This window comes from Flavobacterium sp. LC2016-01 (genome assembly GCF_009711135.1).
GTDB lineage: Bacteria > Bacteroidota > Bacteroidia > Flavobacteriales > Flavobacteriaceae > Flavobacterium.
Genome location: NZ_WMIC01000003.1, coordinates 49,816 through 72,913 on the forward strand (window position 1 = coordinate 49,816; position 23,098 = coordinate 72,913).

The following is a 23,098-nucleotide window of genomic DNA, read 5'->3' on the forward strand; positions in this document are numbered from 1 at the left end:
CAAAAGAAACAAATAAAAATATAACAAAAAAAGTATGAGAAATTGTGATTTATTGGAATAAATATATACTTTTAGTAAATATTTACGGACACAAGCCCCAAGTGTTTAATTAATAAGATTGGAGCATTAAACTTTAAAGTAATGTTAGAAAAATTTTTAAAATCAGAAGAGTCTGAAAAATTGACTCAAGCACAATTAAGAACTATTCAAGGCGGAGATGCTCCAGCAGAACCAGATCCAGAAGAAGGCAGAAAAGGAAAAGTAGCATAACTATTTATTCCAAGAAACTGCTTCTTGTTGCATAAAAAAAGATCAGTTACTACTAAAAAGAAAGCCGTGAAAAAATTATTTTTCACGGCTTTTATCTTTATAAGAAGCAAATTTTACACTTACTCGATATTTAAACTTTCTTCTTTATTACTTTCCCATTGTCCAACAACAGAAGTAGCCAAAGCGTTTCCTAGAACATTTGTTGCACTTCTAAACATATCACAAAAATGATCGATAGGCAAGATTAATGCGATTCCTTCAACCGGAATATCAAACATACCACAAGTTGCCGCTACAACAACTAAACTTGCTCTTGGCACACCTGCAATTCCTTTGCTTGTAAGCATTAAAACTAAAAGCATCACCATTTGTGTTCCAATATCTAAATGAACTCCATAAAATTGGGCAATAAATATACTGGCAAATGTCATATACATCATACTTCCGTCTAAGTTAAACGAATAGCCCAGCGGCAGCATGAAAGAAACAATTTTATCTTTTACACCAAAATCTTCCAACTCTTCAGTCAGTTTTGGAAAAACAGCTTCACTGCTTGTTGTACCAAATGCAATTGCTAATGGTCCGATTATACGTCTCAGCAACTCGGTCATTCTTCCTTTTAAGAAAATATAACCTACCGCAATTAAAACAACCCATAAAGTACCTATACCTACTAAAAATGAGCCGAAAAATTTAAAATAAGTAATTACTAATTCCTCTGCATCTCTAATGGCAAATACTCCAGCAATGGCACCAAAAACTCCAATTGGAGCAAAGTTCATTACATAGTTTACCATCTTTAAAACAATATGCGAAGCTTTATCTAAAGCATTAATTACAGGTTTTACAGTGCTTCCTAATGACGCTGCAGCTAATCCAAAAAAGATTGAAAAGATAACAATCTGAAGGATTTCATTGGTTGCCATTGCTTCAAAAATACTTTTAGGCACAATATGCTCCACAAAATTTTCAACAGAAAGCGTTTTAGTTTTTGCTGTTACTTCCGTCGCAGCAGCCATATCAACGTGGTCTAATTTTAAACCTACGCCTGGCTCAAGAATATTTACATAAAATAAACCAATTAACAACGATATGAATGAAGCCGTAAAAAACCATCCTAGAGCTTTACCTCCAATTCTTCCAACCGTTTTAATGTCTCCAAGTTTGGCAATTCCCACAACTAAAGTTGTAAATACCAAAGGTGAAATAATCATTTGCACTAATCGAATAAAAACAGTGGCCAGCATTTTAATTTTAGCGCTGAAAGATTGTGCTGCTTCAGGAGAAATTGTGTTGTGCAATATAATTCCTAAAGTTGCCCCTAGAACCATTGCAATAATAATTTGCCCTGTTAATCCTGAAAGAAATGATTTTTTTTTAGTTTCTGTAATTTGCATTAATTTGTTTGTGTTAAGTTAAAATATTAAGACCCTCACTGTCTTAACTTTTATTAATATGTTTTGTTGATTAAATAAAAATCAGCCAAAACAATTGCAGCCATTGCCTCAACAATTGGCACTGCACGAGGTACTACACACGGATCATGACGGCCTTTTCCTGTCATTGGTGTAATATTTCCTTTATTATCTAATGAATCCTGAGTCTGCATAATTGTTGCAACCGGTTTGAAAGCTACTTTAAAGTAAATATCCATTCCGTTGCTGATGCCGCCCTGAATTCCTCCAGAAAGATTTGTTTTTGTAGTTCCGTCTGGATTGTATAAATCGTTGTGTTCGCTTCCTTTCATTTCAGAACCTGCAAAACCGCTTCCGTATTCAAAACCTTTTACAGCATTGATAGAAAGCATTGCTTTTCCTAATTCAGCATGCAGTTTATCAAAAACCGGTTCGCCAAGACCAACTGGTACATTTTGAATTACACACGAAACAACACCTCCAACAGTATCGCCCTGTTTGCGGATATCACGAATATATTCTTCCATAATCGCAGCCGATTTTTCATCTGGACAACGAACAGGATTGCTTTCTGTTTTCGAAAAATCTAAATCTTGATAAGGAGTCTCTAAATGAATTGGACCAACAGAAGAAACGTAAGCATTAATTTTAATTTCCGGAAGCATTTGTTTTGCAATTGCACCAGCAACTACTCTGCTTGCCGTTTCACGTGCAGAGCTTCTTCCTCCTCCACGGTAATCGCGAAAACCATACTTTTGATCATATACATAATCAGCATGACTTGGTCTGTAATTATCTTTTATATGTGAATAATCATCTGATTTTTGATTGGTATTCGGAATAATAAAACCTATTGGAGTTCCGGTTGTTTTTCCTTCAAAAATTCCAGATAAAAATTGAACTGCATCTGGTTCTTTTCGTTGTGTTACAATTGCCGATTGTCCCGGTTTTCTTCGAGACATTTCAACTTCGATTGCTTCAAAATCAAGCGCAATTCCTGATGGACAGCCATCAATAATCCCACCTAAAGCCTCGCCGTGTGATTCGCCAAATGTAGTAACTCTATATAATGTGCCGTAGCTATTTCCTGCCATGTTATTTGTTTTAGCAAATGTAAGTTTTATGAATTAAATTAAAAAATATAAAATTGTGATTATTAATTAAACGTTAAGCGGTTTAAAAATCATAATTTATTAAAATTGAAGACAAATTGATAACCTTTTGATAAAATAATTCTCTTATGAGTTTCTTTTATTTGTTAAACTTCAAATCAAGAAAAATTGAAAAAGAGAAACGTCGAATTGGTAGTTCTTTCAGATGTCCATTTAGGAACTTATGGAAGCCACGCCAAAGAACTAAACAACTATTTATCAAGTATTAAACCAAAAACTTTAGTCTTAAACGGTGATATTATAGACGCTTGGCAATTTCGAAAATCATATTTCCCAAAAGCACATTTACGCGTTATTCAGCGCATCATCGGAATGGCTTCAAAAGGAACTAAAGTGTATTACATTACGGGAAATCACGACGAAATTCTCCGTAAATTCACTGATATGAATATGGGAAATTTTTCTTTGCTTGATAAATTAGTTTTAGAATTAGACGATAAAAAAGCCTGGATTTTTCACGGAGACGTTTTTGATGCTTCGGTTCAGCATTCTAAATGGATTGCAAAACTGGGCGGATTAGGTTACGATTATTTAATCCTTTCTAATCGATTTGCAAACTGGTGTCTGACCAAATTAGGCCGAGAACCCTACTCATTCTCAAAAAAAATAAAAGCTAGCGTAAAAAAAGCAGTGAAATTCATTTCAGACTTCGAAACCACGGCAACCGATCTGGCTATTGAAAAAAAATATGACTACGTTATCTGCGGTCATATTCATGAACCAAAAATAGCAACAATAGAAAACAAACACGGTTCTACTTTGTACTTAAATTCAGGTGATTGGGTTGAAAATCTAACTGCTTTAGAATATCATAAAAAACGCTGGAAATTATATACGTACGACAAAAGCAAATTTTCTGAACAGGAAGAAAATCTATTTGAGATGGAGGATAATCTGACCACTCAATTAATGACCTCAGTGCTTACAAAGAAATAACGCTCTAATTTCCAAAAACTTACTCTTTGGTTTCATTTTTAGTGGCAGCACTTATATTCTCTTAGTTTTAAAATGTGAATTATATAACAATTTCTAAGAATTTTATACGTTCTCTATTCAAGTGTCGTAATACATTTGAAAAATAAATTTAACCATTTTTATGAAAAAAATCATTTTATCTGCCATCATGCTATTCGGATTAGCATTTACGGCTCAATCACAAGAAATTGCAAAAAACGCCTTAGGATTACGTTTAGGAGACAATAACGGTTTTGGAGGAGAAGTATCTTACCAAAGAGGATTAAATCAAAAAAACAGACTTGAATTTGATTTAGGCTGGAGAAACAGCAGTGATGTTGACGCTATTAAAGCAGTAGCACTTTACCAATGGGTTTGGAATATAGACGGAGGTTTTAACTGGTACGCTGGTGTTGGCGGCGGAATCGCTGCCTGGGACCACGATTATTACAACAACAATACAAAATACAACGACAGCGGAACATACGTTTTTGCTGCAGGAGACATAGGAATTGAATACGGATTTAAAGAAGTGCCAATTCTTTTATCATTAGACGCAAGACCTGAAATTGGTTCAGGGTATTATGATGATGATAACTTTGGATTTGATGTTGGTTTAGGTATCAAATTCAAATTCTAAATTAAAATAAAAAATAATTGTAAAAGAAAACCTGTCGTTTTATTGCGACAGGTTTTTTTTATGTTTAAAATCGGCACATGAGTGTCATCCTGAGCGCAGTCAAAGACTTAGAACACGTAAAGGCTTCGACTTCGTTCAGCCTGGCATTTGCCCAAAACTTTTCACTAATTACTAACTACTAATTACTTAATAACAATCTCTTTTTTAGAATGCACTTTAACCACTGTATAAGGATATGAAATAACCTGCATAACCATTGCATCTGGCGCCGGATTATTTTCTTTTACAGTAATAATAATATTCTTGTCCGTTTCCTCTACTTTTTCAACTCCAATCGAATAACCGCTGGTGTTTTTTTCACCCATATTCAATATTATGTAATTCGAATTGCTAATGTCAGCCTGTTTCATTTTATCGGCTAAAAGCGGATCATTTTCAAGCATTTTAATTTCGTTAGGTTCGGTTAAAATTTCAAAAAATTTGATATTGCCGCCACCATCCGACTGCTCGGTCAAAACTTCATAGAGTGCTGTTGAATTTGAAGTTTTTTTTGCCCCACAAGAGATCAAAACAAAAACTGCTAAAACTGAAATTATTTTTTTCATGCATTTAAACTTTAAATTAATGTTTTACTCTTTATAATCGTCAATAGCCTTTTGGTACAAAGCTTCGTACTTAGGAAGGATGTTTTTGATGTCAAATTTCTTTGCTACTTCCAGAGCATTCTTTTTAAATTCGTTCAAAGTAGCATCATCTTTCAGAATTTTGATTGCATTTGCAGCCATTTCTTCAACATCCCCAACATTGCTCAAATAACCTGAAACACCATCAAAATTAACTTCAGGCAAACCTCCTGAATTACTAGAAATCACAGGAACTCCAAGCGCCATTGCTTCCAACGCAGCCAAACCAAAACTTTCTGTTTCTGAAGGAAGCAAAAACAAATCGGTCATACATAAGATTTTATCAATCTCATTACTGTTTCCAAAGAAAATTACTTTGTCATAAATTCCCAATTCCATGCACAAAACTTCTGCTTTTTCTTTTTCAGGACCGTCACCCACCATCATCAATTTAGCAGGCATTTCTTTCTGAATATTATAGAAAATCTTAATAATATCCGGAATTCTTTTCACCTTTCTAAAGTTACTGATATGCGTCACAATACGCTCATTTTCCTTCGCCATCACATAACGATGACAAGGCGCATCTGGATCTTTTACCACTTTATCCAATTCAATAAAATTCGGAATAACCCTAATTTTATTCTTGATTTTGAATAATTTCAAAGTATCATCTTTCAAACTCTGCGAAACCGAAGTCACATAATCTGATTTATTAATACTAAAAGTTACCGCAGGTTTATAAAAAGGGTGGTTTCCAACAAGCGTAATATCTGTTCCGTGAAGCGTTGTAATCATTGGCAGATTAATACCCTCGTTTTTTAGCATTTGTTTTGCCATATACCCCGCATAAGCGTGTGGAATAGCATAATGCACGTGAAGAACTTCAATTTTATACAATTTCACCATATCAACCAGTTTGCTTGACAAAGCCAACTCATAAGGCTGATAATGAAAAAGAGGATATTCAGGAACGTTTACTTCGTGATAATGAACATTCGCATTCAAAAGTGCCAACCTCACGGGCTGACTATAAGTTATAAAATGTATTTCGTGTCCTCGTCTGGCTAATTCAAGACCTAACTCAGTGGCTACTACCCCACTACCGCCAAACGTCGGATAACAAACTATTGCTATTTTCATGTATTAAATTTAATTCTACGAAAATACTCAAAAATCACGTTTAATTAAGCTTTTAAATTGTTAGATTTTTGACAAAATAAGATTAATTCTAATTAATATGCTATTTTCTTGAAGCAGAACAACTTCGATCAAAAGACCACTCGTCCCGCTGTCCGCTATATCTTTTATAGCGAACCCCGCCATAAAAGGATACCGCTCCCATCGGGGCTAGACTAGACGTTTTTGTTTTCATAAGTCACACTTTACGACAACTTTGTCAAAGTTTAAAACTTTGACAAAGTTTGGCGAAACCTGAAACCTGAAACTTTAAACCTGAAACAATAAAAAAAAAAGGCACAAAATCTAAATTTTATGCCTTTCAAATATTATTATAATTTTCTCCTAGAAGAATCTGCTATGCCAGCTGTCAGCAGCAGGAACTTCCCACGATTCATTAAATTCTTCTATATTATTTACAAGATTATTAAACACAATCGTATTCTCAGAAACCGATTTATCTTTAACCATCTTTTTAAAATCAATTAGAGGTTTGTGAGCAATATGTTCACCATTTTTAAAAGTAACATTCATTTTATCAAGCAAATCAACATTGTACTTTTTCTCTAAGCTCTGAATAAATTCAACAGAACTATCGATAGAACAACCCGTCGCAGCCTGAACATCTTGATTTACAGCTAATATTATAAAACGGTTGTATTTCAGCAAAAACGAAGCCTCTAGGCTTGTTCCGTGTGCTGCCCATTCTTCAACAAAAGCTTTTAAATCGGTTTCGATTTCAGAAAACTCTTCCTCAGAAAATTTTCTGTTCGATTGGTAAATCCAAATTCTAGATTCACCAGGTAAATTTTCAAAAGGTATATACATTTTTACTTTTTGTTTATTTTGTTTGTTTTGTTTCAAGTTTCAAGTTTCAAGCTAAAAACTTAGAATCTTAGAACCTTAGCAACTTTATTAAAGATCTTGCGCATTTGCAATTAACTCCGCAATATCAAGCACTTTTACTTGTCCTTCTTTCTCTTGATGTTTGATACCGTCTGTCAACATTGTATTACAGAAAGGGCATCCAGCTGCAATAATGTCTGGTTTCGTTTCTAAAGCATCTTCTGTACGCAGTACATTTACTTCTTTATTTCCTGGCTCAGCATCTTTAAACATCTGTGCTCCACCAGCGCCACAGCACAAACCGTTTGCTTTTGAGCGTTTCATTTCGACTAATTCAACATCTAACTTCTGAATTAATTCTCTCGGCGCCTCATAAACTTTATTCGCTCTTCCTAAATAACAAGGATCGTGAAAAGTAATTTTCTTTCCTTTAAACTGACCGCCTTCAACAGTCAATCTTCCATCATCAATTAATGACTTTAAAAATTCAGTATGATGAATAACTTCATAGTTTCCACCTAATTCAGGATATTCATTTTTTAAAGTATTAAAACAATGCGGACAAGCCGTTACGATTTTTTTTGCTTCGTATGCATTTAAAACCTCGATATTCATCATGGCTTGCATCTGAAACAAAAATTCATTTCCAGCTCTTTTTGCAGGATCACCGGTACAACTCTCTTCAGTACCTAAAACTGCAAATGAAACATTCGTACGATTTAAAATACGCACAAATGCTTTTGTAATTTTTTTTGCTCTATCATCAAAACTTCCTGCGCAACCTACCCAAAATAAAACTTCTGGCTGTGTTCCTTGGGCTAGCATTTCAGCCATTGTTGGCACTACTAAACTTTCTGACATCTCTTTTTGTTTAATCGTTGATTTGTTTAATTGTTTAATCGGCAAGTTGATCGAATCCTAAGAACGATTAAACGAATTGACGATTAACCGATTAAACTATATTTTAATTTTCGTTTTTCCAATTCAATCGGTCTTGCTGGCTGTATTGCCAAGGCGCACCGTTGTTTTCAATATTGGTCATCATAGCATTTAATGACATTGGAGCCGCACTTTGCTCCATCACCAAATAGCGACGCATATCCATGATAATAGAAAGCGGACTAATATTAACTGGACATTCTTCAACGCAGGCGTTGCATGATGTACATGCCCATAATTCTTCTGGTGTAATATAATCGTTTAATAATGTTTTATTATCGGGAACAAAAACACCTTTATTGGCATCAATATTTTTTCCAACTTCAGTTAAACGATCTCTCGTATCCATCATAATTTTACGAGGAGATAATTTTTTTCCTGTTTGATTTGCCGGACATGATGACGTACAGCGTCCACATTCTGTACATGTGTATGCATTTAAAAGCTGTACCCAGTTTAAGTCCTGCACATCACTTGCTCCAAATTTAGCCGGAGCTGCATTTTCGTCAACTGGAGCTGCCGCAAACGGATCAGCATTTGGATCCATCATCAACTTAACTTCTTTTGTCACCGAAGCTAAATTATCAAACTGTCCTTCTGGTTTCAAGTTTGCAAAATAGGTATTTGGGAAAGCCAATAGAATATGCAAATGCTTTGAAAAATATAAATAGTTCATAAAAACTAAAATACCTACAATATGCAGCCACCAAAATACTTCAAATAAAAGCCCAACTAATTCATTAGACGTACCATTAAAAATAGGTGCAATAAACTGACTTATTGGATAGCTTCCCGCTTTATGAAAATGAGAATAACCGCCTGGAACATTTTGCAAATGCAAATCAGAGGCATTCATTAATAAGAACAAAATCATTAAAACAGTTTCGAAATACAAAATATAATTTGCATCGCTTTTAGGGAATCCATTCAAATCAGAATTAACAAAACGCTTTAAACGAATTACATTTCGTCTGATCCAAAAAGTAACTACAGCAACAATTACAAGTATTGCCAATATTTCAAATGAAGCGATTAAAACATCATAGACAACACCTAAATAAGGCGCAAAAATTCTATGTGTTCCAAAAAGTCCATCAATAATAATCTCGAGCAACTCGATATTAATAATTACGAAACCAACATATACAAAAATATGAAGTATTCCGGCAACAGGGCGTCTCACCATTTTTGACTGTCCAAGAGCAATCAAAGCCATGTTTTTCCAGCGAGCTTTTGGATTATCTTTTCGATCTACATCAACTCCTAAATTAATGTTTCGCATGATTTTTTTTACGCTCGCTGCAAAAAAACCGAAACCAACTATAAGAAGTATGGCAAATAAAATATTATCTAAATAACTCATTTATAATTATTTTTTATCAGTTGAGTTTGTTTCTTGTGTTGGTGCTACATATGGTTTGTTTTTCTTTCCAAAAAGAGAAACGTTTACGTAACGAGTTGGGTAAAGACGAACGTCTTGAAGCAATAATTCAAGCTCTTTTGAAGTTTTCGCTAAATTATTATACAAAGCATCGTCGTTTAACAATTTCCCAGCTGTACCTTTTCCTGAATTCAAATTAGTCATTAAGCCATCAACTTTAGCTAAAGTCTGATTTAAGTTTCGTACTGTTTTTCCTAAATCGGCCTTGTTTAAAGAATCAGATATTTTACTAAAGTTGCCTGACATCTTATTTAAATTTGTCACAACACCATTAATTTGACCTTTATTAGTATCTAAAATAGAATTCAGGCTTCCTGAAGCTTTATGAAACTGTTCCATTGTCTGACTTAACTCAGCAATTGCTTTCTTTACATTTTCTTGTGTATTTTTATCCAAAGTATTGTTTAATCCTGTAACCAGATTATCAATATTCACAAGCATTTTATCTAATTTCGCCTGAATTGGTTCAAGTTTTCCTCCTAAAGATTCAGTCAAACCAAGCTCAACAGTTCCTGAAAGAGTCTGGCCTTCATCAGCAGGATTTTTATCTTGAAGATTAGGAATAATTTTAATTTGTTTCCCTCCAATTAAACTTGGAGAATACAGCGCTGCTGTACTTGTTTTAGAAATAGGAAAATCAGTTTTAAGCTGAAGTTCTACTAATAATTTACCTGTTGTTTCATTAAGTGTAATCTTATTTACTTTACCAATTGCTAGTCCGTTTATGGTAACTGGTGCTGACGGTGCTAAATCCTCTACATTATCATATTCAACAAATAATGTTTTGTAATTTGTAAAAAGATCTCTGCCTTTTAAAAAACTGTAGCCCCAAATAAATAATAATATTGACGCGATGACTAAAATAGCCGTTTTAATTTCTCTTGTTAGTTTCAAAATTCTTAGTGTTTGTACAAAATTAATATAAATATTCGAACTAGTGACTATTATTTAATTGCGTCCTGAATATTGATTTTTTCTCCATCTTTAGTTGCAGTTAAAAATGCAGCGCCATATCCTTTACCCTTAGCTTCTTGCAGATATTTCTTCGCTACTTCATAATCTGAAGTTTCTTCGTAGAAATATTTATAAACATTATTTTCGTAAACCATTGTTACATTTTTTAAGCCTTTAAAGTTTTTAGGCTCTAATGCCGTCTTTTTGATACTTGCAATAAGCTGTACTTTATAAAAAGTTCCCTTTACTGCATTTTTCACTGCAGCAGATGGCTCAGCTGGTTTTGGCTTTTTAGGTGTTGAAGTATCTTTTGCAGGTCTAACATCTGAAAGTTCCGGGATCCCTGAACCAAAATATTCGCTTTTGTAGCTTAAAATCGCATCGGCAATTGCTTTAGCGATATCATTTTGTCCTTCTTCAGAATTCAGAATATTTCCTTCTGTTGGATTCGAAACAAAACCTGTTTCAACCAAAACTCTAGGCATATATGCTTTATGAAGTACCATAAAAGGTGCTTGTTTCACTCCGCCTTGTCTTATTTTTTTTCCAAGACGGTCAAAATTATCTTCAATTTTACTCGCTAACGCAATACTGTTATCCAGATATTCTTCCTGCATCAATTGCATTCCGATCATTGATTCTGGCGAGTTGGGATCGTAACCTTCATATTTACGTTTATAATCTTTTTCTAATGTAATTACCGAGTTCTCTTTTTTCGCTGCTTCAAGATTCGACGCTACTTTGCTCAAACCCATTACATAAGTTTCAGTACCGTCTGCCGCAGTATTTTTGTTTGCATTACAGTGGATTGAAACAAAAATATTAGAATTTGCTCTGTTTGCAATATTGGCTCTTTCGACCAAATCAATAAAAACGTCAGTTTTACGAGTATATATGACATCAACATTTGGGCTTGATTCTAAAATTTTTCCAACTTTAAGCACTATCGCCAACGCAATATTTTTTTCAATTCGGCCACTGTAAACAGCACCAAAGTCATGATCGCCATGTCCGGCATCAAGTGTTACCTTAAAAACATTTGCCTGACTGTAAGCACAAAACGAAATTATAGTTAGAAAAAAACTAAATAATAGCCTAGTTTTGTTAAATATATTCATAAATCTAAAAGTTAATTTTAATAAAATGCAACTGTTATAATTTTTGCAATTGATTATTTTTGCCAAAAAATTATATGTAAGTTTGACATGTCAAAAAACAAGCCATACTTTTACAAAAATAGCATTTAAACCTTTGCATACAAACTTATTTAATATCGTTTTAATATCATTTTTCCTAACACTAGGATGTGGTAAAGTATATTCACAAGATATAAAAAACCCAAAAAAGCCCTTACCTGCTGTAAAACAAACAGATAAAGCTTCGACTGCTAAATCTGACACTGCAAAACAAAAAGACAAATCTGTTACCACTAAAGTTGACACAGTAAAAACAGACAGTATTAAACCAATGAAGACTTTTCTTGATGGAAAAGTTAGATACAAATCAAAAGATTACGCCACTTTTGACAAAAAGAAAAAAACACTTACACTATATAATGAAGCAGAACTATATTATAAAGATGTAGAATTAAAATCTGGAATCATTGTTTTAGATTACGATAAAGATGAAGTTTATGCCGGAAGAATAAAAGATTCAGCCGGGGTTTTGACTCAATATCCAAATTTCAAACAAGGATCAAATGAAGTACAGCCAGATTCTATCCGATTTAATTTTAAAACAAAAAAAGCTTTAATCTTCAATTCGAGAACAGAACAAGGCGAATTTAAAATAAAAGCTGCCGTTACAAAAAAAGAGAATGATTCTGTTTACTTTTTAAGAGGCGCACGTTTTACAACATCTACAGATGTTGACAATCCAGAATATTATTTCCAGACAAACAAAGTAAAATTTGTTCCGGGAAAAAAAGTTGTAACCGGTTTAACAAACATGGTTATTGCCGATGTTCCTACTCCGCTTGCCTTGCCGTTTGCTTTTTTTCCAATGAGTGAGGAAAAAAGTGTTTCGGGAATTATTATACCAAGTTATAACGATTCAAATACAAGAGGTTTCTCTTTACAAAATGGAGGATATTATTTTGCTCTAAGCGATAATTACGATCTTACCGTTTTAGCAGATTATTATACCAATGGAAGTTACGCCATGCGATTTGAATCGGCATATGCCACGAGATATAAATACAGAGGAAATATTAATGTACGTTTTGAGAATTTAATCAGCAGTGAAAGAGGTTATCCTGATTACTCTAAACAAAACATTTATAATATTCAGTGGTCACACTCAAAAGACACAAAATCAAATCCAAATTCAACATTTTCTGCATCTGTAAATATGGGTAGCAGTAAATATTTCAAGCAATCGATCAATCAGGCTAATATTGGTTCGACCTTGAATAATACTTTAAGCTCTTCTATTTCTTGGAATAAAACTTTTAATACGATTCCGCAAGCCCGAATAGCTTTAACAGCAACACATTCACAAAATACACAAACAGAAGTCATTAACATGACTTTACCTTCGCTTCAGGCAAGTATAGACCGTGTTTATCCTTTTGTTGGAAAAGATGGAGTAAAAAAAGGTTTCATAAAAAACATCAACCTGCAATACAACTTAAGCGGAAAAAACAGCTTTGTAACAACCGATTCTTTATTCTTTAAACCTCAAATGTTCAAGGATGCACAAATTGGAATGCAGCATACAATTCCGTTAAGCACTAACTTTAAGCTCTTCAAATATTTCAGTGCCGGAATGGCAACTAATTACCAAGAAACCTGGGTAACTAAAACAATCAACAGAAGCTACAGTGAAGATCAAAGTAAAGTTGTAGACCAAACCGTAAATGGTTTTGATGCTTTTAGAACTTATAATTTCAGCTCTAATTTAGGAACAACAATTTATGGAACTTTCAATTTTGGTTCTGATAAAAAGATTCAATCGATTCGTCACGTCATGCGTCCGTCGATTACATACGCATACACGCCAAGTTTTGAAAAATACTACGACACCTATGCCGTAGATGCTTCTGGCCGAATTACAACACAATACACTCGTTTTGAAAACGGTGTTTATGGTGCTCCAGGAAAAGAAAATTCAAACATAGTAGGTTTCTCTTTAAGCAACACATTTGAAGCAAAAGTTAGAGATAGTGACAGTACAAAGACTGAACCTAAAAAAATCATGCTTTTAAACAACTTAAACTTTAGCACAAGTTATAATTTCAACGCAGACGGCAAACAAATTTTAGCTTGGCAGCCTGTACTTTTATCTGGAGGAACGCAGTTTTTTGACAATAAAATGAATATGAATTTTGGCGCTACTTTAGACCCTTATGCCATTGACAATTCTGGAGCAAGAATAAGCAAATACAATATTGATAACGGAGGAAGTTTGTTTAGAATGACAAGCGCCAATGTTACCTTAAATTATTCATTCTCTAACAAAGGCGGAGACAAAGAAAAGACCAATTCGCAGAGCCAGCGAAACGGAGGACGAAATGATGATTTATTTGGAACCAACACCGACTTAACAGACAGCAGAAACAGTCAATTTGCCAATGAAAAAGATGACGACAAAGATGTTATAACAGAGTTTTTTAATTCGAAAATTCCGTGGGATATGACACTTGCCTATTCATTGACTTATTCTAACGTTAATAGAGAAAACAAAATAAGCGGTAACTCCATTATGGTTTCCATCAATACCGATATTACACCAAAATGGAAAGGCGGCGTTTCTACCGGTTACGATTTTGTACAAAAAGGAGTTACTTTTACACAATTCCGTTTTGAAAGAGATTTATTAAGCTGGAGAATGGCCTTTAACTGGCAGCCGCTAGGAACAAATTCTAACTGGAATTTCTTCATCGGAATTAAATCTGGTGTCTTGAGTGACATTAAATGGAACAAACGAAGCGTTTCAAACCGCTAAACAATTTTAGAATCAAAATACTTTCATTATGAAAAAAATCATTTTTACCGAAAAAGCTCCGGCTCCTATCGGTCCGTATAATCAAGCCGTTTTATCAGGGAACACTCTTTATGCTTCAGGGCAAATTGCGATCAATCCAGCATCAGGAGAACTTGTTACTGACAACATTAATGACGAAACAAAACAAGTAATGGAAAATATCGCTGCTATTTTAGAAGCTGCCGATATGACTTTTGAAAACGTTGTTAAAGCAACAATCTTCATTATGGACATGAATAATTTTGCAGCCATAAACACCGTTTACGGATCTTATTTTAACGAAAAAACCGCTCCAGCTCGTGAAACGGTTCAAGTGGCATGTCTGCCAAAAAATGTAAATGTTGAGATTTCTATAATCGCAGTGCAATAGCATCTAATAATAATTGTGCCGTTGCTTCATTGGTTGCCAGCGGCACATTATGCACATCACAGACACGAATCAGCATATTAATATCAGCTTCATGCGGATGACTAGATAAAGGATCTTTAAAAAAGAAAACCATTTTAGTAATTCCCTCCGCAACTCTTCCAGCAATTTGTGCGTCACCGCCCAAAGGTCCAGAAAGCATTTTCTGTGTCTTAAACCCAGCTGCTTCGGCTTTTCCTCCTGTTGTACCGGTACCAATCAGTTTGATTTTCTCATTATGAAGAACAGCTTCATTTTTGATCAAAAAATCAATTAAATCTGCCTTTTTTCCATCATGTGCAATAATTGCAATTTCCATAAAACCAGAACTATTGATTAGCAACATGATAAGCTATTAGACCATCGATAGGTCTTCTTAAAACATTTCCTAATTTAAGCTCATATTTATCGAAAGTCTCTTGCAATTCGTCTTTTAAATAAAATGCAATAGAACCAACGAAATGCACAGGAACTTCTTTACAGTTGTCAAACTGCTTAATATAGTTTTTAACGAACGATTTCATTCCTTTGAAAATAATTTTTCTGCAGAATTCAGTGTCTTTATGTTTAATTAAAAACTTTGCGTAAGTTGCCAAATAAGCATTTGGATTTGGCTCTTTGTATAATTTATTTTTAATAAAATCAGGATCAACGTCGTACTCTTTTTCAAGTTCAACAGCTAATTCTTTAGGCATTTTATTAAAATAGTACTTTCTGATTAATTCTTTACCAAAAACATTTCCGCTGCAGTCATCCATTACGATATATCCTAGTGACTGTACTTTTTGATGCAATACTTTTCCATCAAAATAACTGCAGTTTGAACCTGTCCCTAAAATTGAAACAATAGCCTCTTCTCCTTTTGGAGTTGTTGCATAAACAGCAGCATAAGTATCTTCCTGAACGTCAACAATAGCGTTAGAGAAATACTCTTGAAAGATTTGTTTTAACCATTGTTTCATTCTGTCTGTCCCACATCCTGCTCCGTAAAAAAACAAGTGAGAAGCATTTTTTTTGTTTTGTAAAATATCAAAACGATCATTTAATCTTTCTATAATTTCAGGACCGTCAAGAATTTCAGGGTTTAACCCTAAAGTTTGTGTTGTGAATAATACTTTTCCATTATCATCAATTGCAATCCAATCTGCCTTAGTAGATCCACTATCAACTATTAATTTCATTTTATTTTTTGTTTTTGGTTAGTTTTTCTTCATTTAAATAAAAAGTGTATTTTTTACATTAATTAAAGACGTAACAAAATAAGAAAATCCCGTTACTTTGAAATAACGGGATTTTGCAAAATTATATATTATTATTTTAAACCAGCAATGTGAACTGATAAATCAATTAATTTACTTGAGTATCCGTACTCATTATCATACCAAGATACTAATTTGAAGAAAGTTGAATTCAAACCAATTCCTGCAGTAGCATCAATGATTGAAGTTCTTTTATCAGAAATAAAATCTTGAGAAACAACAGCATCTTCAGTATATCCTAAAATACCTTTTAATTCGTTTTCAGAAGCTTTTTTCAAAACTGCCATAATTTCTTCGTATGAAGTTTCCTTAGCCACTTTTACAGTTAAATCTACTGTAGAAACGTCAGCTGTAGGAACACGGAAAGCCATACCAGTTAATTTTCCATTTAATTCAGGAATAACTTTTCCAACCGCTTTTGCAGCTCCTGTTGAAGAAGGAATGATATTGATTGCAGCAGCACGTCCACCTCTCCAGTCTTTTCTAGAAGGTCCGTCAGCAGTCATTTGAGTTGAAGTTGTCGCGTGAACAGTTGTCATTAAAGCCTCAACGATTCCGAAATTATCATTGATAACTTTAGCTAAAGGAGCTAAACAGTTTGTTGTACAAGAAGCGTTAGAAACAACTACATCAGAAGCTTTTGCAGTTTCATGGTTTACTCCCATTACAAACATTGGAGCATCAGCAGAAGGAGCAGAAATAATTACTTTTTTAGCACCACCTTTAATGTGCTCATTTGCAGTTTCGATAGTTGTGAAGATACCAGTACATTCAGCAACTACATCAACATCAACTTCGTTCCATTTTAAGTCAGCTGGATTTCTTTCAGCAGTGATACGGATATTTCTTCCGTTCACGTAAAGTTTTCCTTCTTTAACTTCTACAGTTCCGTTGAAACGACCGTGAACTGAATCATATTTTAATAAGTAAGCTAAGTGATCTACATCTAATAAATCATTGATTGCTACAACCTCTACATTATCTCTATTGAAAGACTCTCTAAAAACGATTCTTCCAATACGTCCAAATCCGTTTATTCCTAATTTTACTTTTGACATTTTACTAATTTTTTGCTTTTGTTTTTATTACACTAATTTTAAAGTCTAATTTCCTCACAATAAACTTCTTTCCTTTTTTAAACTTTTATTTATTAGGTCGACATAATGTCTGACACTCTTAATAATTCTCTATCAATTTCTGATTTCCCTTTAATAGCCTGTTCAAGCGGTGTTAAAACAACTTTATCTTCTTTCAGTCCAACCATATAATTTGATTTTCCTTCAATTAAAGATTCTACAGCTTTTACTCCTAAGCGGCTTGCCAATACACGGTCAAAACAAGATGGAGAACCACCACGCTGCATGTGTCCTAAAACAGAAACTCTTACGTCATACTCTGGCAAATTAGCTTCAACGTAATCTTTTAATTCGAATACGTTTTTACCAATTTTATCACCTTCGGCAATAACTACTATACTTGATGATTTTCCTGAAGCTTTACTTTTTTGAAGTGAATCTAATAGACGATCTAAACCTAAATCTTCTTCAGGAATAAGGATTTCTTCTGCTCCTGCCCCAATTCCGGCATTAAGAGCAATATGACCAGCATCTCTACCCATAACCTCTACAAAAAACAGACGGTTATGTGAACTTGCTGTATCTCTAATTTTATCAATACAATCTACTACTGTATTCAAAGCTGTATCATATCCTAAAGTATGACTTGTACCATAAATATCATTATCAATTGTACCAGGAATTCCCATTACTGGAAAATCATATTCTGAATTAAATATTAATCCTCCGGTAAAACTTCCGTCTCCGCCGATAACGACTAGAGCATCAACTCCGGCTTTCAACAGATTATCGTGAGCTTTTTTTCTTCCTTCTGGGGTTCTAAACTCAACTGAACGAGCCGATTTTAAGATCGTTCCTCCTTTGTTTACAATATTATTAACGCTTCGAGGGCCCATTTCTTTAAAATCTCCTTCGATCATTCCTTGATACCCTCTATAAATTCCTATGCATTCTATATTATGAAAAGCGCATGTTCGAACAACTGATCGTATTGCAGCATTCATTCCTGGCGAGTCTCCTCCTGAGGTCAGAACACCAACTTTTTTTATTGTTTTTGGCATTATTTAAGTATTAAGTTGTAAAATTAGCAAACATTCACCACTTTTCCGGCTATGTTTATCATAATTTAATAAAATATGTTAAATTCAAACGTTTTCGTTAATAAGTTTTTTGATACCAAAAAATTCATTTAAAATAATAAAAGGTACATATTTTAATTAAATCCTTAAAATTAACAATACATAAATGAAGTGTTACAAAATTGCGAAGTACACTTCATTTTGAAAAAAGTGTTTAAACCTCTAAATTTAGCACAAAAAAAAACCATTATAAGAATAATGGTTTATAATTGGATTTTTTTTAACAATATCTTAAAAATCATCATTATCAGGAATTAAGCCCTGATTGTTGTTTTGAGGCTGTGGTTTTTTCTCCTCTTCTTTTTTATCTGATTTCTTTTTATTCTTATCTGCATCTTTCTTGCTGGTAAAATTGATGTAATCTGGATTTAAATAAGAATCCTGTACATCATCTGTAGAACCTTTTATCGTGCGTTCTAATTTATGGCTTTTAAAGAGTTTGTTTACCAATTCACTGAAAGTATCAAAATCTACTTCATATGAAATACCAACCCCTTGTGTATAACCAATTCCCTGTCCTATATAATTAATGTCATTTTCTTTATTGAAAAGTCGAAGATTCATTGAACCGTCTTCGTTAACTCGGTACAGAATTTCAATATCTCCCACAATAGCAGATTCATTTACTCCTCCTACCGGAACCCCAACTTTTCCATTAATAGAAATCTTTTCATTAATCTGCGATGAAATATTTGCCACAAACTGACCATCTGCTTCTTGCCCGATTCGCTTGTCAGCAGAAATAAAATTCAAATCAATATTTACTTTGTCATTGTCTGACTTGATAATTCCGCCCAATAAACTTGCTGCGGTTTCTGCAAATGTTCCAGACAAATCACTTTGATTAAATCCGTCAGGACTCATAAAGGAACCTGTGGAAAGCAAATATAAAGCCTGCGTTTGGCGAACGTCTTTATCATCCAATTTATATTGTATCTCCGACTTTAAAACACTGCTCACAGAAGGAAACTGAATATCAAAATTAGGATCCGGGCTTGTTAAATCTCCTCTTAAACCAATAACAACTTCAACTGGCACCTTTTTATTGAAAGAAGAATTCTCTAACAATACGGCTGGATTTGCTGACGTTCTATAAACTGCTTCTAGATTCAGCTGCGCTTTCATAGGGTTTCCTTCCCAAATAATCGATCCACCTTTTTTTACAGCAAACTTTTTGTCGATCAAACCGCCATATTTAAAATTATAAGTTCCTTCATATGCCTGGAAATCTCCCCACATATTAAACTTGCCTAGTGTATTAATTTTAAATAATAACGATCCGTAACCTTTTCCTTTCATACCATGCCCAGAATTCCTGTCTAAGATTACTTCGACTTCAGCATCTGGCGTAATATCAAAATCAAATTCTAATTCAAGTCCGTTATAATTTTTAGTTTTTTCTACAATTCCATTAGCCAGATTATACTTCTCCTTTGGCGTTACAAAATGTATCCAACTGCTTTCTGCGACACTCTGTGCATTGTTTATAGGAATCTTGACCTCAGTTCCTTTCTCCGATTTTGCATCAACTTTAATAAACAAACCATCAGTTGGACCTTTAATGCTTGCTGTTCCGTTTATAAATGCTGTTCCAAAATATGCAGCATCTTCACTGTCTTTGGTATCAAGTGCCAATAATCTTTTTGACGTAACTGTTAAATCAAGTTTCCAGTCACCAAAATTATGATGTTCAATTACTCCGTTTAAAAGCCCTTTTGTTTTATACTTTGTATCGGTCAACTGATTGTTTCTAAACAAAAACTTTTCATCTGACAAATCAATTACAGTTCGGTCGCTTAATTCATAATCCGTATTTAAGTACGGAATTGTCATTCCCGCCTTTTCAACATATAATCGGCCATTGATTTCAGGTTTTTTCAAATTCCCAACAACAGATGCATTTCCAGAAACCGAGCCTCTTACATTTGATATGACATCGCCCCCGACTGGACCTAAAGTTGCCAGATTAAACCCTTCAAGCTTCAAGTTTAAATCTAAAATTGTCTCTTTATTTTCAATAGCAAAAGTTCCGCTTGCTTTAAACGATTCCGCAAAACCATTTTGAATATTCGAATTTATCGTGAATTTTCTAAAATTCTCATCTCCTGCAATATCAAAATTCAGTGTTCCTAATTCGGTTTTGTTTAAATTAAGATGATCAATTTTAATCGAAGCCGTGGGCTGATAAACATCCTTATTCTGCTTATAATTTACGTTTCCGTTCAAATTTCCGTTAAAAACAAATTTGGAATTAAAAGGCGTAATTTTATTGATATCAACATCTTCAAAATTCAGCACGATATCTTTATAATCTTTCCCTTTTATAACTCCATTAAGGTCAATTTTTTGATCTTCATGTGATAATTCAATATTATTGATCGTGAAATTTTTAAAAAACTGATCAAAAACAATCTGATTATCCTTGTCTGAGTCTTCATTTAAATACCATAAATAGTCTTTAAACTTCATTTCAGATTTCTTAATTCCAACGATATTATTTTTATTTTTATCAATGGTATGAAATAAATCAAGGTTAAAATAATCTTGCCCTTTATCACCGCCTTTAAACTCTGAACGAACAAACAATGTATCTTTTGATGTTACATTAATTAAGTTAAAATCTCGAATTTTGTAATAAGGTGTTTTTATACTGTCAAGCTCAACATATGCATTATAAAGCGTGTTTTTATTATCAATATTGATTCGGATATTATCAAAAGTATTTTTATCTGCTGTTATTTTCTTCGAATTAAATTTAAACTTAAATTCCTGTAAATCAGCATCAATTTTACCACGTACAACCGTCGATGAATCAACATTAACTTCAGGATAAAGCATTTCGACAACTTTATCATAAACATGAAAATTGAAACGTAAAAACTGTCCTTTTTTAACTTTATATGGCTTATAATTGGTATACAAACTTCCAACCGAATTCATAACCAATTTATCCAGCTGGTCAAAACGAAATTTACCAACAATCTTTCCGTTGACAACATCGGTCGAATTGACCGTTATCGTACGAAGTCTATCAGCATCAAAACTGGAATTGATCGTTACATCATCAAAAGCGTAAGTATTTTTTGGATTTTGATAAACTGCATCTTTAATAAAAATATTTCCTTGAAGATTTTCAATTGAATTTCCAGAAACTTCAACAACAGCATCTCCTTTAAAATGAGAAATGGAATCCGACACAAATTTCAATTTTCGCAAATCAGCATTTTCAACATTAATATGAAAATCATATTTGTTTTCGCGTTTGCTTAAATCAACTAAACCATCAAAAGTCAAGCTTAAATTTGGGTCGTTTACAGAAACTTCTCCTTTATAATAAGGCAATTTAAAATTACCATTTACCGTGATATTGTTATAAGTGTATTTATTATAATCTAATTTTATAATATCACCTTTTATAATAGTATTCAAATATTTCTCAGTAAAACCAACACCGTCAACATCTAAATTTAACGTTGTAAAACCAATATCTTTTCGCCCTAACAAAGCGCCGATATTGAAATTATCCAAAATAATATTACCCGAATAAGAAGCTTTATCTATGAAATCCATATTATTCATATGTATATCGGCTTCACCGTTTCCTAAATCTGTAGTCATTTTAAACTTAGCTTCCAGATCAGTTGTCGAGACTTTTGTTTTTCCTACAATATTGAATTTCCCGATTTTTTGAAGTTCTTTCGGAAGTTTTTTACCTAATACATTTGGCAGTAAAACCACAAGATTATCATAGCTGGAAATCAGTTTATCGAACTTTCCATCCATTGAAAATTTCTGCATTTTATCTCCAAGAAGATTTTTAAAATTGATATTTCCAACAATTCTTGAACCATTTGTGTCCGTTAATCTCAATCTGTGGAGATTCAAATTATTTAACGGCCCTTTTAATTTGGTTTTAATTCTAAAATGCTGATTTCTTCCTAATCCATCATAAAAATAGCGAATATCATTTGAAGCAATTGAAGCTGAATCAATGGCAACATCAAACTTAACTTTATCCGTAAAATGAAGAAAATCTTCTACTTTATAATTCAAGATAGCATAACCGTAAATTGAAGATCTTTTGGTTTTTATTGCCAAATTCTCCACTTTAATCTGCTTTTTGGTATAACTGAATTTTCCAGCAAAATTGGAAACATACAAACCACGATGATCCTGAAATGAAAATCTGTGAATATTTGTATTTACATCAGGTCCATACAATTTAAACTCGCTTATGTAGGCGTTTAATTTTGTAAATTCAAGAAATTTAGGCGTCTTTTTATTTTCATCTATAACCGAAAAGAATCCTTTAGAAATGTATGCATTTCGGGCTGTCAGCAAAAAATGTTTTTTGGATTTTGAAGGTTTTCCAGTTTCAAACAATTTCACAAACTTATTGATATTGTTCTCGTCTTCGTTTTTGTACGTTTTCAAATTAAAAATCAAACCCGTCAAACGAAGATCGCCAAAAATCAAATCGCCATCCATCAATCTTTTAAAACTCAAAATATCGGTAGTAATGATTTCAGAAGAGATCATTAGCTTTTTGTGATGGTCTAAAATCAATACATCCTTTAGTTTTACGCCACCAAAAATATTGATTGCCACTTTTCCAACCGTAATATTTGCATTAAAATCTTCTCGTAGCGAGTCTGTAGCGTAAGTTGCAATTTTTGTCTGTACGACAGGCAAAGACAGTATGATAGCAACAGCCAACAAAAGTAAGATTAACCCAATTAGGGTTCTCGATACTATTTTCTTTACTTTTTTGATAGCTGCTTTAATTTTAGTTTTCTTTTTA

19 protein-coding genes are annotated in these 23,098 nt (G+C 33.4%); 5 read left to right on the forward strand and 14 right to left on the reverse strand.

Translation table 11 applies throughout. The annotated features are described in order from the left end of the window. Positions 1 to 141 precede the first annotated feature (141 nt). Positions 142 to 270, forward strand: coding sequence for a hypothetical protein (locus GKZ88_RS22575; protein WP_255474700.1), 129 nt, complete (start codon positions 142 to 144; stop codon positions 268 to 270). 119 nt (positions 271 to 389) lie between these two features. Here the strand turns inward: GKZ88_RS22575 and GKZ88_RS07235 are convergent, their stop codons facing one another. Together GKZ88_RS07235 and aroC are read right to left on the reverse strand one after the other, a co-directional pair. Beyond that, a complete protein-coding gene (locus GKZ88_RS07235; protein WP_155101715.1) occupies positions 390 to 1,667 on the reverse strand; it encodes a dicarboxylate/amino acid:cation symporter in 1,278 nt (425 codons plus the stop codon). Positions 1,668 to 1,720: 53 nt separating this feature from the next. After that, the gene (gene aroC / locus GKZ88_RS07240; protein WP_155101716.1) at positions 1,721 to 2,779 is read right to left on the reverse strand and encodes a chorismate synthase; all 1,059 of its coding nucleotides are present in this window, start codon (positions 2,777 to 2,779) and stop codon (positions 1,721 to 1,723) included. A 186-nt stretch (positions 2,780 to 2,965) separates the two neighbouring features. Between aroC and GKZ88_RS07245 the strand changes: the two genes are divergently transcribed. Continuing rightward, entirely contained in the window at positions 2,966 to 3,793 is an 828-nt protein-coding gene (locus GKZ88_RS07245) for a UDP-2,3-diacylglucosamine diphosphatase (protein ID WP_155101717.1), read from the forward strand. A gap of 160 nt (positions 3,794 to 3,953) precedes the next feature. After that, positions 3,954 to 4,451: a hypothetical protein gene (locus tag GKZ88_RS07250; protein WP_155101718.1), complete on the forward strand. Its 498-nt coding sequence runs from the start codon at positions 3,954 to 3,956 to the stop codon at positions 4,449 to 4,451. A gap of 182 nt (positions 4,452 to 4,633) precedes the next feature. Here the strand turns inward: GKZ88_RS07250 and GKZ88_RS07255 are convergent, their stop codons facing one another. The 7 genes from GKZ88_RS07255 to GKZ88_RS07285 form a co-directional block, all read right to left on the reverse strand. Next, on the reverse strand, positions 4,634 to 5,056 hold the full coding sequence (locus GKZ88_RS07255) for a protease complex subunit PrcB family protein (protein ID WP_155101719.1): 423 nt from the start codon (positions 5,054 to 5,056) through the stop codon (positions 4,634 to 4,636). Between the two features lie 24 nt (positions 5,057 to 5,080). Then, positions 5,081 to 6,217, reverse strand: a complete 1,137-nt coding sequence (bshA, locus tag GKZ88_RS07260) for an N-acetyl-alpha-D-glucosaminyl L-malate synthase BshA (protein ID WP_155101720.1) — start codon at positions 6,215 to 6,217, stop codon at positions 5,081 to 5,083. A gap of 381 nt (positions 6,218 to 6,598) precedes the next feature. Further along, complete coding sequence (locus GKZ88_RS07265; RefSeq protein ID WP_155101721.1) at positions 6,599 to 7,081, reverse strand: ABC transporter ATPase; 483 nt, start codon at positions 7,079 to 7,081, stop codon at positions 6,599 to 6,601. A gap of 87 nt (positions 7,082 to 7,168) precedes the next feature. Next, positions 7,169 to 7,960, reverse strand: a complete 792-nt coding sequence (locus GKZ88_RS07270) for a (Fe-S)-binding protein (RefSeq protein WP_155101722.1) — start codon at positions 7,958 to 7,960, stop codon at positions 7,169 to 7,171. A 103-nt stretch (positions 7,961 to 8,063) separates the two neighbouring features. Then, on the reverse strand, positions 8,064 to 9,401 hold the full coding sequence (locus tag GKZ88_RS07275; protein WP_155101723.1) for a (Fe-S)-binding protein: 1,338 nt from the start codon (positions 9,399 to 9,401) through the stop codon (positions 8,064 to 8,066). A 6-nt stretch (positions 9,402 to 9,407) separates the two neighbouring features. Then, positions 9,408 to 10,373: an MlaD family protein gene (locus GKZ88_RS07280; protein WP_155101724.1), complete on the reverse strand. Its 966-nt coding sequence runs from the start codon at positions 10,371 to 10,373 to the stop codon at positions 9,408 to 9,410. A gap of 50 nt (positions 10,374 to 10,423) precedes the next feature. Next, a complete protein-coding gene (locus GKZ88_RS07285) occupies positions 10,424 to 11,551 on the reverse strand; it encodes an N-acetylmuramoyl-L-alanine amidase (RefSeq protein ID WP_155101725.1) in 1,128 nt (375 codons plus the stop codon). Positions 11,552 to 11,633: 82 nt separating this feature from the next. Between GKZ88_RS07285 and GKZ88_RS07290 the strand changes: the two genes are divergently transcribed. Together GKZ88_RS07290 and GKZ88_RS07295 are read left to right on the forward strand one after the other, a co-directional pair. Further along, positions 11,634 to 14,378, forward strand: coding sequence for a putative LPS assembly protein LptD (locus GKZ88_RS07290; RefSeq protein ID WP_196216454.1), 2,745 nt, complete (start codon positions 11,634 to 11,636; stop codon positions 14,376 to 14,378). A gap of 28 nt (positions 14,379 to 14,406) precedes the next feature. Next, a complete protein-coding gene (locus GKZ88_RS07295; protein WP_133527003.1) occupies positions 14,407 to 14,787 on the forward strand; it encodes a RidA family protein in 381 nt (126 codons plus the stop codon). Here the strand turns inward: GKZ88_RS07295 and GKZ88_RS07300 are convergent. The 5 genes from GKZ88_RS07300 to GKZ88_RS07320 form a co-directional block, all read right to left on the reverse strand. Further along, complete coding sequence (locus tag GKZ88_RS07300; RefSeq protein ID WP_155102119.1) at positions 14,768 to 15,142, reverse strand: methylglyoxal synthase; 375 nt, start codon at positions 15,140 to 15,142, stop codon at positions 14,768 to 14,770. The two genes, GKZ88_RS07295 and GKZ88_RS07300, sit on opposite strands and share 20 nt — an antisense overlap. Before the next feature lie 10 nt (positions 15,143 to 15,152). Continuing rightward, a complete protein-coding gene (locus tag GKZ88_RS07305) occupies positions 15,153 to 16,004 on the reverse strand; it encodes an N-acetylglucosamine kinase (RefSeq protein WP_155101727.1) in 852 nt (283 codons plus the stop codon). 131 nt (positions 16,005 to 16,135) lie between these two features. Beyond that, entirely contained in the window at positions 16,136 to 17,140 is a 1,005-nt protein-coding gene (gene gap, locus GKZ88_RS07310; protein WP_155101728.1) for a type I glyceraldehyde-3-phosphate dehydrogenase, read from the reverse strand. Positions 17,141 to 17,232: 92 nt separating this feature from the next. Beyond that, complete coding sequence (pfkA, locus tag GKZ88_RS07315; RefSeq protein WP_155101729.1) at positions 17,233 to 18,219, reverse strand: 6-phosphofructokinase; 987 nt, start codon at positions 18,217 to 18,219, stop codon at positions 17,233 to 17,235. Between the two features lie 309 nt (positions 18,220 to 18,528). Then, positions 18,529 to 23,016, reverse strand: a complete 4,488-nt coding sequence (locus tag GKZ88_RS07320) for a translocation/assembly module TamB domain-containing protein (protein WP_230392478.1) — start codon at positions 23,014 to 23,016, stop codon at positions 18,529 to 18,531. Between the last annotated feature and the right edge of the window lie 82 nt (positions 23,017 to 23,098).

Excerpts from the sequence above, each read along its gene's own strand:
- bshA (WP_155101720.1), bottom strand. The coding sequence starts at position 6,217 with ATGAAAATAGCAATAGTTTGTTATCCGACGTTTGGCGGTAGTGGGGTA.
- GKZ88_RS07300 (WP_155102119.1), bottom strand. The coding sequence starts at position 15,142 with ATGGAAATTGCAATTATTGCACATGATGGAAAAAAGGCAGATTTAATT.
- GKZ88_RS22575 (WP_255474700.1), top strand. The coding sequence starts at position 142 with ATGTTAGAAAAATTTTTAAAATCAGAAGAGTCTGAAAAATTGACTCAA.
- GKZ88_RS07250 (WP_155101718.1), top strand. The coding sequence starts at position 3,954 with ATGAAAAAAATCATTTTATCTGCCATCATGCTATTCGGATTAGCATTT.
- GKZ88_RS07275 (WP_155101723.1), bottom strand. The coding sequence starts at position 9,401 with ATGAGTTATTTAGATAATATTTTATTTGCCATACTTCTTATAGTTGGT.
- gap (WP_155101728.1), bottom strand. The coding sequence starts at position 17,140 with ATGTCAAAAGTAAAATTAGGAATAAACGGATTTGGACGTATTGGAAGA.
- GKZ88_RS07295 (WP_133527003.1), top strand. The coding sequence starts at position 14,407 with ATGAAAAAAATCATTTTTACCGAAAAAGCTCCGGCTCCTATCGGTCCG.
- GKZ88_RS07255 (WP_155101719.1), bottom strand. The coding sequence starts at position 5,056 with ATGAAAAAAATAATTTCAGTTTTAGCAGTTTTTGTTTTGATCTCTTGT.
- GKZ88_RS07305 (WP_155101727.1), bottom strand. The coding sequence starts at position 16,004 with ATGAAATTAATAGTTGATAGTGGATCTACTAAGGCAGATTGGATTGCA.
- pfkA (WP_155101729.1), bottom strand. The coding sequence starts at position 18,219 with ATGCCAAAAACAATAAAAAAAGTTGGTGTTCTGACCTCAGGAGGAGAC.
- GKZ88_RS07270 (WP_155101722.1), bottom strand. The coding sequence starts at position 7,960 with ATGTCAGAAAGTTTAGTAGTGCCAACAATGGCTGAAATGCTAGCCCAA.
- GKZ88_RS07265 (WP_155101721.1), bottom strand. The coding sequence starts at position 7,081 with ATGTATATACCTTTTGAAAATTTACCTGGTGAATCTAGAATTTGGATT.
- aroC (WP_155101716.1), bottom strand. The coding sequence starts at position 2,779 with ATGGCAGGAAATAGCTACGGCACATTATATAGAGTTACTACATTTGGC.
- GKZ88_RS07285 (WP_155101725.1), bottom strand. The coding sequence starts at position 11,551 with ATGAATATATTTAACAAAACTAGGCTATTATTTAGTTTTTTTCTAACT.
- GKZ88_RS07235 (WP_155101715.1), bottom strand. The coding sequence starts at position 1,667 with ATGCAAATTACAGAAACTAAAAAAAAATCATTTCTTTCAGGATTAACA.